Origin of the sequence: Collimonas sp. OK242 (assembly GCF_900107095.1) — a bacterium.
Taxonomy (GTDB): Bacteria; Pseudomonadota; Gammaproteobacteria; order Burkholderiales; family Burkholderiaceae_D; genus Collimonas.
The window spans coordinates 21,365-33,140 of the sequence record NZ_FNOR01000021.1 but is presented as its reverse complement, the minus strand read 5'-3'; the positions used below and the strand labels follow the sequence as shown (position 1 = coordinate 33,140).

Sequence of the window (11,776 nt, the reverse complement as noted above, 5' to 3'; positions counted from 1 at the left end):
GCCTCATTCTGGCGCGAAATTATATTTCGAAGAAGCTCTATTTTTCCATCGATAGTTTTTTGTTTTCCTAGCTATGATTGCGGCGCTGCGGTTTGATTGTAAAACTCTGTCCGAACCGCGGTCAGAAGGGTAATATTGCAGTACTGTCGGAGTTGTTTATCGCTCAACGTTAGCGATAATCTGCACAGTCATGGTGCATTGCCCTCGATGTAATACACTTAAGATAAAAAACGTTTTTACAGAAGACGTATAGGAGACAAACAAGTATGTGTACCCAGTTCATTTTACTTATTTCGGCTGTTCACGCATGGCCAAATTACCTTTCCAGCTATCTTCCGGAGGAGCAGAAGGGTGTCTCCCAACGGCACTAGGATTTATCCCGGGTGCCGTTTTTGTATCGGGAATGATTTTTGCTGTGCTACCTATGGTCGCAATAGTGTTCTGACCGATTTGAACCAAAACACACATAGAACAAGGAAATTATGGATATCTTTATCCAACAAGTTATCAACGGCTTGGTGCTGGGAAGCATGTATGCGTTGATTGCCCTCGGTTATACGATGGTATACGGCGTGTTGAACCTGATTAACTTCGCCCACGGCGACATCTTGATGATAGGCGCCATGGTTGGCCTCTCGATCCTCAAGCTGCTGCAGCACGTGGCGCCGAATCTGCCCGGGATCGTCCAGTTGGCGATTGCCATCATCGGCGCCATCCCGGTCTGCGTCATCGTCAGCCTGATCATCGAGCGGGTCGCCTACCGGCCGCTGCGCAATGCGCCGCGCCTGGCGCCGCTGATCACCGCGATCGGCGTTTCCATCCTGTTGCAGACGTTTGCCATGATGATCTGGGGCCGCAGCCCGCTGCCGGTGCCGCAAGTCATGCCGTCTGATCCTGTGCATGTCTTCGGCGCCTTGATCTCGCCGACGCAGATCATGCTGCTGGTGCTGGCTGCCGCATCGATGTTCGGCCTGGTGATGCTGGTTGAAAAAACCAAGATGGGCCGCGCCATGCGCGCAACCGCCGAGAATCCGCGGGTCGCCGGCCTGATGGGGGTCGATTCCAACCGCGTCATCGTCATGACCTTCGCCATCGGCGCTGCGCTGGCGGCTGTCGCCGGCGTGATGTGGGGCGCCAATTATTCATCGGCGCAGTTCGCCATGGGTTTCGTGCCCGGCTTGAAAGCCTTCTCCGCCGCGGTGCTGGGCGGTATCGGCAATATCTACGGCGCCATGCTGGGCGGTATCCTGCTGGGTCTGATCGAAAGCCTCGGCGCTGGATATATCGGCGATCTGACCGGCAATTTCTTCGGTAGCAATTACCAGGATATCTTTGCCTTCATCGTGCTGATCATCGTACTGACGCTGCGGCCATCCGGCATCATGGGCGAACGTGTCGCCGATCGCGCTTAATCCGAGGAGGACACATGGCTCATTTTTTCGATACTAAAAAGAACCCGACCAAGGCCTACACCAGCCTGGTCGCCCTCGCTATCCTGTTCGTGATTTTCCCGTTTATCGCCGCCAATTACGGTAATTCCTGGGTCCGCATCATGGACTTTGCGCTGCTCTACATCATGCTGGCGCTAGGTCTGAACATCGTGGTCGGTTTCGCCGGCCTGCTCGACCTCGGCTACATCGCGTTCTATGCGATCGGCGCCTACATGACTGGCTTGCTGGCGTCGCCGCAGTTTGCTTCGGTGCTGGAATCCTTCGTCAATACCTATCCGGCCATCGGCAATTTCCTGGTGATGATCTGCGGCCCGGAAATTGTTCAGAACGGCATCCACTTGTCGCTGTGGGTGATCGTGCCGCTGGGAGCCGGGCTGGCAGGGATGTTCGGCGCCATTCTCGGCGCTCCGACACTCAAGCTGCGCGGCGACTATCTGGCTATCGTGACACTGGGTTTCGGTGAAATCATCCGGATTTTCATGAACAATCTGAATGCGCCGGTCAATATCACCAACGGTCCGCAAGGCATCAATCTGATCGATCCTATCCGCATCTTCGGCGTCTCGCTGGCAGGGGAGCGCGGTTCCAATGCGACGGTCCAGCTGGGCAGTTTCAGCCTGCCATCGGTGAATGCCTACTACTTCCTGTTCCTCATCCTGTGCATTGCAATTATCACTATTTCGATCCGCTTGCAGAACTCGCGCCTGGGCCGTGCCTGGGTGGCGATACGCGAAGATGAAATCGCCGCCAAGGCAATGGGCATCAATACCCGCAACATGAAGCTGCTGGCGTTTACGATGGGCGCCTCGTTTGGCGGCGTCGCCGGCGCCATGTTCGCCTCGTTCCAGGGTTTCGTCTCGCCCGAATCGTTCTCCTTGACCGAATCGATCGCGGTGCTGGCGATGGTGGTGCTGGGCGGCATGGGGCATATCCCGGGCGTGGTGCTGGGCGGCATATTGCTGGCGGCATTGCCTGAGGTGCTGCGGCACACCGTGGAGCCGATGCAGATGGCGGTTTTCGGCAAGGTCCTGATCGACGCCGAAGTGCTGCGCCAGCTGCTGTACGGCCTGGCGATGGTAGTGATCATGTTGACCCGTCCAGCCGGCTTGTGGCCTGCGCCCAAGCACGAGGATCGGCCGGATGCCGATATCGATAAACCTACGCTGGCAACCGGCGTGGTAGAGGCTTAAGGAGATCACATGAGCGCACAAATTATTTTAAATATCTCCGGCGTCAATAAACGATTTGGCGGTTTGCAGGCACTGGCGGAAGTGAATATCAAGATCCTGCAGGGCCAGATCTATGGCCTGATCGGACCGAACGGCGCCGGCAAGACGACTTTCTTTAATGTGATTACCGGTTTGTACCAGGCCGATACCGGCTCCTTTGAGCTGGCCGGCAAGCCATACTCGCCTTCGGCGCCGCATGAGGTGGCCAAGGCCGGGATTGCACGTACATTTCAGAACATTCGCCTGTTTGGCGAGATGACCGTGCTGGAAAACGTCATGGTGGGTTGCCACGTGCGTACCAAACAGGGCTTGTTCGGTGCTGTGTTCCGCCACAAGGCTGCTCGCCTGGAGGAGGTGGCTATCCGCAAGCGTTCGCAAGAGCTGCTGGATTTCGTCGGTATCGGCCGTTTTGGCGAGCGTACCGCACGGCATTTGTCATACGGCGATCAACGCCGCCTGGAAATCGCCCGGGCGCTGGCTACCGATCCGCAATTGCTGGCATTGGACGAACCGGCAGCCGGCATGAACGCCACCGAAAAACTGGCGCTGCGCGAGCTGCTGGTGAAAATCAAGAATGAAGGAAAGACCATTTTGCTGATCGAACATGATGTCAAGCTGATGATGGGCTTGTGCGACCGCCTGACCGTGCTGGACTACGGCAAGCCGATTGCCGAAGGATTGCCGGCCGAAATCCAGAAGAACCCGGCTGTGATCGAAGCGTATCTGGGAGGTGGTCACTAATGGCAACCAATATCCTGAAAGTCAACAATCTGAAAGTTGCCTATGGCGGCATCCAGGCGGTCAAGGGCATCAGCCTGGACGTCAACGAAGGCGAGCTGGTGACGCTGATCGGCGCCAACGGCGCCGGCAAGACCACCACGCTGAAAGCCATCACCGGTACTTTGCCGCAATGTAAAGTCGAAGGCGAGATGCATTACCTGGGGCAGCATACCAAGGGCCATACCTCGTTTAGCCTGGTCAAGCAAAAGCTGGCCATGGTGCCGGAAGGGCGCGGCGTGTTCACGCGCATGAGCATCCAGGAGAATTTGCTGATGGGCGCTTATACACGCGACGACAAGGCCGGTATTGCGGCTGACATCGACAAGTGGTTTGGCGTATTTCCACGCTTGAAAGAGCGCGCCGCGCAAATGGCCGGCACCTTGTCCGGCGGCGAGCAGCAGATGTTGGCGATGGCGCGTGCATTGATGAGCCATCCGAAGCTATTGCTGCTGGATGAGCCGTCGATGGGTTTGTCGCCGATCATGGTGGAAAAGATCTTCGAGGTTATCCGTAACGTTTCCGCGCAAGGGATCACGATCCTGCTGGTCGAGCAGAACGCCAAGCTGGCTTTGGAAGCTGCGCATCGGGCCTATGTGATGGATTCTGGCCTGGTGACGATGAGCGGCAACGCCAACGCCATGCTGGATGATCCCAAGGTCAAGGCGGCCTACCTGGGCGAGTAAGCGCACAGCGTAGCGCTTTCAACCCCGCCGCAACAAGGAGTCTACGCTCCGGTTGCGGCGGGGTTTTTCGTTAGCCGGCGGATGCTAATTGACGAACACGGATACCTCGCCTATTCGTGTCTGCGTCTTGAAATGTTGAAAGAAGATGTTTTCTCGAAAGCTCTTGAGCTGCCTATCGGTGACTACAATCGCAACAGGCTTTCCTGATAGCTGTGCGTTGAACTGATCTGCGGAAATGATGATGTTATTCGCGTGTAAGCGGTTACCCCAGAACAGATCGTTACTGTGTGAGTCGACCACCACGAGAGATTTGTTGAGATATAAGCCCAGCGACGACACTGCTTCAAAATCCCGATACAGATATATCTCTCTATCCGCTAATGTTTTTTGAATATGCGCAGCTAAGGCACGGGTCGAGACCAGCGGTTCGATTCCCAGCATGGTCGCCATCAATCCCGCCGTGAGCCAGGCCGGCACAACCAGGTATGCCAAGATTCCGACTCTGGGATTACGCCAGGCGCAATATGCCGATCCTAGCGCCAGCAGCGCCAGTCCAGCCAGCATTACCAGCGCGAACGCCGGTATTGCCAGTCCCAGGATAGCAACTTCCGGACGCATATTTTCTGCGCCGGTCGCCACTCGAATGTATAGGCCGGCAGCGCAGCCGGCGATTAACAGTCCCGGGATGGCGCCACCTATCCCGCGCAGGAATCCGCGGTTCTCGATCACGGCTGCCAGATGAAAGGCCGCAAATGGCACTGCGACGATCAGGTAGTAATTGGCTTTTGCGCTGGACATCGAAAAGAACAGCAGCGGCAGCAGCCACGCCAGCCACAAGAATCGTTGTAATGAGGGATGCCTGGTGCGGAGTGGCTGCCGCTCAGAAAAATATATGCCCGACAACAAGGCCGACCAGGGGAAAAGATAGGCCAGCATGCGGGGCAGGTAATACCACCAAGGGCCGGAATAATAGTCTCGTGGCTCGCGCCTTCCCAGAAAGCGCAAGATGTGCTCGTTATAAAAATACAGCCAGGAATACGCTGGGTCGATCAAGCCCGCTATCACATACCAGGGTGCGGCGATCGCAAAAAAAATCAACATCGCATTTGGCTCGAACCATGTGCGCCATTCGCGCAGGCGGCGGTTAAGCAGTATAAAACCCAGTACGACCAGAGCGAACAAGACAAGTGCGACCGATCCTTTGGTGAGCGAGGCCAGGGCCAGGCAAGCATAGGCCAGGCGCAGCCATTTAGTCTTGCCGTCGTGCAGATGGCGATAGGCGTACATCAGCGCCGCGGTCAGCAATGCCGTCAGTAGCATATCGAACATTAAGAGCCGCGACATCGCGATCACGCCGACGCTGCTGACAAACATCAACGCCGCCAGACGGCCGGCGCGCGGCCGCCCGACAAGCCGGCCGAATTGCAGCAGCATGGCGACGCAGGCTAACGACGATAAGGCGGGGACCAGTCTGGAAGACCATTCCGATACGCCAAAAATGACAAAGGATAGCGCCGTCAGCCAATACAATAGAGGCGGTTTTTCCATATACGGCAAGCCGTTCAGATGCGGGATTATCCAGATGCGCCAGTCGCGCGAGACAAGCATCTCGCGGGATATATCTGCATACAAGCCCTCGTTGTTATCGAGGATGCCGAAACTGCCGAGACCGATAAATGCGAATCCGGTAGCGCTCGCCCAGATCAAGCACAATGGAATATGCAGCTTGATTCTTTGTCGGGGATTGTTCATCGCGTCTCCTCTAACTCAGCTGCTTGTAGGAATATTTTGTTTGCAGTTGATATCGAATTCGGAAATGCCTTCCCAGCACGCCAACCCTGGTTCCGGCAGGCTATGATCGAATCATCAGCTCTTATCCTGAGCGGGTTAAGCCTAGTCTTGTTCCAATATTACGAGATATGTCTTACCAGAGGGGGCTGCAGATCCGGCTTTCCGCGAGAAGTGGCGGGGTGCAGGGCACGCTGCCAGTGGAATGCGCCGGCGGGCGCTCAGGGATAGATCTTCAATTGCAGGAAGCAGAGCGAAAAAAAAAGAGCCGTAGAGGCTCTTTTTCATAACTGACGGTTGAGAACGGATCAGGTCAGCGGCAGCGCATTGAGCTGATTGTCAGACTGCTGGATACGATGTTCTATCACACTTGCGCCGACAGCGGCTTCAGCCGGTACCTGGCCGGCGTCGCTTGGCGAAACTGCCTGTATCTGACGCGGTTTCGGTGTTGCGATTGGTGCTGTCGAACCGATCGATGGGACGTTCTTGCCGATGGCGACGTCTTGCAGGCGGCGATATTCAGCCAGTACCTTGTAGCCATACCCGCCGTCATTGGCAAAAGCTGCGGCGCCGACATAACGTTTCAAGCCGGCTTCAACCGAACCGCCCTGGGTGACATAATCCTTCAGGATCATGGAGCCGACCTTGATATTGGCTGCCGGATTCAAGGCCGCCTTGATGCCGCCCAGATTTTCAAACTTGTCTTCGTGCACCTTCGACATGACTTGCATCAGGCCTTGTGCGCCCACCGGGCTTTCGGCAAACGGGTTCAAGCCGGATTCAATCGCCATCACGGCCAGGATCAACAGCGGGTCAAGCTTGGTTTCCCGCGCTGTCTTGTAAGCTGCCGTCACAAACATATTGGTGGCGTCGCCCGCCACGCGATAGCGCTTGGACAACCAGTTGGTGACCCATTGCTGCTGGCGCGAGCTGTCGAGCGGCTTGATGGCCTGGTTCGACAAGCCATCCATGCGCAGCACGTGATTGTTGTCGGCTGCCGGTGTCGGTACGGTCAGGGTCGCAACTTTAGGTGCAGTACCGGCCTGGCCCGAAAGTTCTGGTGCCGGTGCAGGTATAGCTTGCGGCGCAACGTTTTGCCCGGCGCTGCCGGCAAACACTGGCAGATTCTGGAGTTTGTATGCCAGGTCCGGTTTTACCATCATGGTGGTGAAGCCGACGATGGCCAGCAAGCCGCTGAACAAAACGGTGATGCGGGTGGTGGCGATGAAACCGCCGACGCTGTCGCGGGCGAAAAACACGCGGCTAACGAACTGACTGCTGAATTTCCTTACATAGTCGAGCGTAGCCCAACTAGATAGTGCTCTGGTAGATCTTGCTAACAATTGAACCTCCTGAATCGTCGCGGTGCGAGCAGGCTCCCTGGTAAAGCTGGAGCAAATATACTGAATGCTGCGTGCACCGTAATCAATATCGCAAGGCATCGCATTTGGTCTGCGGTGTGCCGATACGTCGTTGCTGTTTGCGCTTAAGTAGCTTTGGATCAATCGGCCGCAGTAGAGCGTAGCCGGCTACAGGCAAACAGCTTGTTCGGGGGAGAAGGCTGACGCCTTTTGAAAACACTCCTTAAAATGTCATTTGGGACCCCGATCCCGTGAGAATTGAGAGCCGACAAAAATTCGCTTTTTGGGCGACGCGGCTTCTACAAGCTGGACGCATTGTAGGGGGCTGTTTATATCAAGTCAATACTATGAAAATCAATAATAATAACTTTTATGTATAACGATTGAGCCGGTTTACCGCCGCAAGCCAATAAAATCAAGCACTTGGCCGAAAAGGCTTAATTGTCGAATTAACATTCATATACATTGTAAAACCCATGAAATATTCAGATTTACGTGATTTTATTGTCAAATTAGAACAGATTGGTGAGCTAAAACGCGTTTCGACGCCGATTTCGACCTATTTGGAGATGACGGAAATCTGCGATCGCACTTTGCGGGCGGCAGGACCGGCGCTTCTTTTTGAAAATCCGGTTGGGCATTCGATACCTGTGTTGGGTAATTTATTCGGCACGCCGCGGCGCGTTGCGCTTGGCATGGGGGCCGATGACGTCGGTGAATTGCGGCGTATCGGCCACGTGCTGGCAATGCTGAAAGAGCCGGAGCCGCCTAAGGGTTTCAAAGACATCCTCGGCCTCGGCACTCTGGTTAAATCGTTGTGGGACATGGCGCCCAAGGAGCACCGCTCGGCGCCATGCCAGGACATCGTGTGGGAAGGTAGCGACGTCGACCTGGCCAGGCTGCCGATTCAGCATTGCTGGCCGGGCGACGTGGCGCCGCTGATTACCTGGGGCCTGGTGATTACCAAAGGGCCGCATAAGAAGCGGCAGAATCTAGGCATCTACCGCCAGCAAGTGCTTGCTCGTAACAAGGTGATCATGCGCTGGCTGGCGCATCGCGGCGGTGCGCTGGATTTCCGCGAGCACGCGATCGCGACCGGCGGCCAGCCGTACCCGGTGGCGGTGGCGCTGGGGGCCGATCCCGCAACCATATTAGGCGCAGTGACACCGGTGCCGGACAGCTTGTCCGAGTACCAGTTTGCCGGCCTGCTGCGCGGCAGCCGCACCGAGCTGGTCAAAGCCATCGGCAGCGAGTTGCGGGTGCCGGCTTCGGCCGAGATCGTGCTGGAAGGGCACATCAACCCCGACCCGTCTCATCCGTCCGGTTATGAAATGGCGCTGGAAGGACCGTATGGCGACCACACCGGCTATTACAATGAGCAGGACTGGTTCCCGGTGTTCACCATCGATCGCATCACGATGCGAAAGTCGCCGATCTATCACTCTACGTATACAGGCAAGCCGCCGGATGAACCTGCGGTGTTGGGCGTGGCGTTGAACGAGGTGTTCATTCCCTTGCTGCAAAAGCAGTTTTCAGAAATTACCGATTTCTATTTGCCGCCCGAAGGCTGCAGCTACCGTATGGCGGTGGTGCAAATGAAGAAGGCGTACGCCGGCCATGCCAAGCGCGTGATGTTCGGTGTCTGGAGCTTCCTGCGCCAGTTCATGTATACCAAGTTCATTGTGGTGGTCGACGAGGACGTCAACATCCGTGACTGGAACGAAGTCATCTGGGCCATCACCACCAGGGTCGATCCGATCCGCGACACCACGCTGGTCGATAACACTCCCATCGACTATCTTGATTTCGCTTCGCCTGTCAGCGGCCTGGGCAGCAAGATGGGGATCGACGCCACCAATAAATGGCCGGGTGAAACCAGCCGCGAGTGGGGACGCACGATCAGCATGACGGATGAGGTAAAGACGCGCGTCGATCGGATCTGGCAGGAGTTGGGTTTGTGACGCGGGGCTTGTAAGTCTGGGTTTGCAGGCGAGGCTCGCAGGAAGTACGGCAAAAACTGGCGGCAAGGATGAAAAAAGCGCTGCCAGCATTGTCGCAATGCGGTACAATTCACCCCGGCGGGCCCCTGCGCATTGTGGCGTGGTCAACCTGGTCAGGTCGGGAACGAAGCAGCCACAGCCATTTCCTGCAAGTGCCGCAGACAAGGCTCGCCTCTTTCCTTTGTATTAATTACGCTCGCGTCATATCCGCTGAGTCTCGGCTCCACCCCCGCTTTACATCCTCGCAACACCGTCCTATTCGTCAAGCGTTACCATCTATGCAAGCCAGCAAGTTATCTCACGGCGTGATCGCATCGCCGGCAGGAATGCTGAAGCCTATCGTCGTCATGCCGTCCACGCTGTCGGCAAACACGCCACCGCCATGCATCTTGGCGATCGCCTTGACGATTGCCAGCCCCAGGCCGTGGCCGTGCAGCTGGCTTTGATTGGTGTCGTTACGCGCAGCGTCGACCCGATAGAAACGATCGAATAGACGTGGCAAATGATGCTCGGCGATCGGTTTGCCGGGATTCGATACGGCAATCTGGATAGCCGTCGGCTGCTGCGTGATCGTGACTGCAATTGCGGCGCCAGGGTTGGAATGCTGAATCGCGTTATGCAGCAGATTACTCATGGCACGCTTGAACAACGAAGTTTCGATGGACGCTTCGGCGTTGACGTCGCCAGCCACCGTGACCGCCATTTTCAAATCATCCAGAACGAATTCAAAGAACTCCACAGTCTTGTCGATTTCCAGCGCGATCGAGGTGCGCACCAGGCTGGTGGCGGCTTCACCCTGGTCGGCGCGGGCCAGGAACAGCATGTCGTTGATGATAGAACGCAAGCGTTCCAGTTCCTCCAGGTTCGACTGCAGCACTTCCTCGAATTGCGGCGCGGTGCGTTGCCGCGACAACGCCACCTGGGTTTCGCCGATCAGGTTTGCCAGAGGCGTGCGCAGTTCATGGGCGACGTCCGCGTTGAAGGCTTCGAGCTGGTTGTAAGCGCCTTCCATACGCTCCAGAGCGCCGTTGAAGGCAATCGTCAAATCCGACAGCTCGCCCGGCAACGGCGAAATTTGCAAGCGCTGCGATAAAGTTCTGGGGCCGAGCGATTGGGCGGCGCTGGACAGCTGCTTCAGCGGCCGCAAGCCGACCTGCGCGATCCAGTAGCCCAGCAGCATGACCAGCAGCACACCCAGCAGTGACAAGCCGACCAGTGCTGTCATGAAAGCGTGCAGGGTATGCATGTATGGCGCCGCGTCGACCGCCACGATCAGGCGCACCGCGGGCCGATCCTGGAACGGCTCGATGGTGCCGATCATCGTGTGCAGCGGATACTCGCGGCCATGCAGCATCATGATGCCCATGCCGTTCGGATTGCGGTCCAGTTGCTCGATTTCAGCCAGTCCTTTGCCGTATTGAAAACGGGTATCGTCGCTCAGCACCCAGTACCGGATGCTGCCGTCGGCTGGCGACAGGGTATCCAGCTTGGCCTGCACCCGCGGCCACCGTGCAGGGTCGCCGTTGTGACCGATCATGTAGCTGGTGTCCAGATACCGCGTGTTGAGCTCGTCTTGCTGATGACGCGCCAGTTCACGCCGCAGTACGCCATACAGCGCGCTGCCGATCAGGGAAAAAATCAGGAGCGCGGCCAGGGCAAACATCGCCACCAGGCGGACAGTGATCGAACGCTTCATTCGCTATTCTCTTGCATGTGCGGCTCTCGCGGTTCCCGCGGTTCCAGTACATAACCCATGCCCCGTATCGTATGCAGCAACTTGGGGCTGAACGGCGTATCGATCTTGGCGCGCAGGCGCTTGATGGCGACTTCGACGACGTTGGTATTGCTGTCGAAATTCATGTCCCACACCAGTTCGGCGATGGCCGTCTTGGACAGGATTTCGCCCTGGCGCCGCGCCAGTACCGCCAGCAAGGAAAACTCCTTGGCGGTGAGGTCGATGCGGACATTGGCGCGATGCGCCTTGCGGCTGATCAGGTCGATCTGCAGATCGGCAATGCGCAATTGCGCCGGCTCCATGGCACGGCCACGCCGTGTCAGCGCTTGCAGGCGTGCCAGCAATTCGAGAAAGGAAAACGGCTTGACCAGATAATCGTCAGCGCCGCCTTGCAGGCCCTTGATGCGATCTTCCACCCGGTCGCGCGCGGTCAGCATGATGACCGGGGTTTGCTTGATCGCGCGCAGGGCGTGCAACACCGCAAAGCCGTCTATGCCAGGCAGCATGACATCGAGCACGATGACGTCGTAGTCATGCTGCAAAGCCAGGTGCTGGCCGTCGACGCCGTCATGCGCGACATCGACAGCGCAACCCTGCTCGGTCAAGCCCTTGCAAAGGTAGTCGGCCGTCTTCTGTTCATCTTCGACGATCAGGATTTTCATGTGCAGCCTGTCTCCTGGCTAGTCTCCTGCATATCGCCAAGAACAGATCGATATGCAGGAACACGTTTTACTATTTTCATTATGCCG

General features: G+C 56.9%; 9 protein-coding genes and 1 other RNA gene. 6 read left to right on the top strand and 4 right to left on the bottom strand.

Annotated features, from left to right (window positions below):
- The first annotated feature begins 482 nt into the window (after positions 1-482).
- The 4 genes from BLV81_RS20345 to BLV81_RS20330 are packed head-to-tail and all read left to right on the top strand — an operon-like array spanning position 483 to position 4,143.
- Positions 483-1,412 (top strand): branched-chain amino acid ABC transporter permease, encoded by a 930-nt coding sequence (locus BLV81_RS20345; RefSeq protein ID WP_092359657.1) that lies wholly within the window; start codon positions 483-485, stop codon positions 1,410-1,412.
- 14 nt (positions 1,413-1,426) lie between these two features.
- On the top strand, positions 1,427-2,641 hold the full coding sequence (locus BLV81_RS20340; RefSeq protein WP_092359655.1) for an ABC transporter permease subunit: 1,215 nt from the start codon (positions 1,427-1,429) through the stop codon (positions 2,639-2,641).
- 9 nt (positions 2,642-2,650) lie between these two features.
- Positions 2,651-3,421, top strand: a complete 771-nt coding sequence (locus BLV81_RS20335; protein ID WP_092359653.1) for an ABC transporter ATP-binding protein — start codon at positions 2,651-2,653, stop codon at positions 3,419-3,421.
- The gene (locus tag BLV81_RS20330; protein WP_092359651.1) at positions 3,421-4,143 is read left to right on the top strand and encodes an ABC transporter ATP-binding protein; all 723 of its coding nucleotides are present in this window, start codon (positions 3,421-3,423) and stop codon (positions 4,141-4,143) included. The genes BLV81_RS20335 and BLV81_RS20330 overlap by 1 nt, the downstream gene beginning before the upstream one ends.
- Positions 4,144-4,227: 84 nt before the next feature.
- Here BLV81_RS20330 and BLV81_RS20325 read toward each other — a convergent pair whose 3' ends face one another.
- Positions 4,228-5,895 (bottom strand): ArnT family glycosyltransferase, encoded by a 1,668-nt coding sequence (locus BLV81_RS20325; RefSeq protein ID WP_092359649.1) that lies wholly within the window; start codon positions 5,893-5,895, stop codon positions 4,228-4,230.
- A gap of 344 nt (positions 5,896-6,239) precedes the next feature.
- Entirely contained in the window at positions 6,240-7,274 is a 1,035-nt protein-coding gene (locus BLV81_RS20320; RefSeq protein WP_255365387.1) for a transglycosylase SLT domain-containing protein, read from the bottom strand.
- A gap of 494 nt (positions 7,275-7,768) precedes the next feature.
- On the opposite strand from BLV81_RS20320, the gene ubiD reads away from it, so the two are divergent.
- Together ubiD and ffs are read left to right on the top strand one after the other, a co-directional pair.
- Positions 7,769-9,253, top strand: a complete 1,485-nt coding sequence (ubiD, locus tag BLV81_RS20315; protein WP_092359647.1) for a 4-hydroxy-3-polyprenylbenzoate decarboxylase — start codon at positions 7,769-7,771, stop codon at positions 9,251-9,253.
- A gap of 116 nt (positions 9,254-9,369) precedes the next feature.
- Positions 9,370-9,468, top strand: an RNA gene (gene ffs, locus BLV81_RS20310) — signal recognition particle sRNA small type.
- A gap of 122 nt (positions 9,469-9,590) precedes the next feature.
- On the opposite strand, the gene BLV81_RS20305 is transcribed toward ffs, so the two are convergent.
- Positions 9,591-10,988 carry a heavy metal sensor histidine kinase gene (locus tag BLV81_RS20305; protein WP_092359645.1) on the bottom strand — a complete coding sequence of 466 codons (1,398 nt, stop codon included), beginning with the start codon at positions 10,986-10,988 and terminating at the stop codon, positions 9,591-9,593.
- Positions 10,985-11,689: a heavy metal response regulator transcription factor gene (locus BLV81_RS20300; RefSeq protein WP_092359643.1), complete on the bottom strand. Its 705-nt coding sequence runs from the start codon at positions 11,687-11,689 to the stop codon at positions 10,985-10,987. Before BLV81_RS20300 ends, BLV81_RS20305 begins: the two co-directional genes overlap by 4 nt.
- Positions 11,690-11,776: the final 87 nt, after the last annotated feature.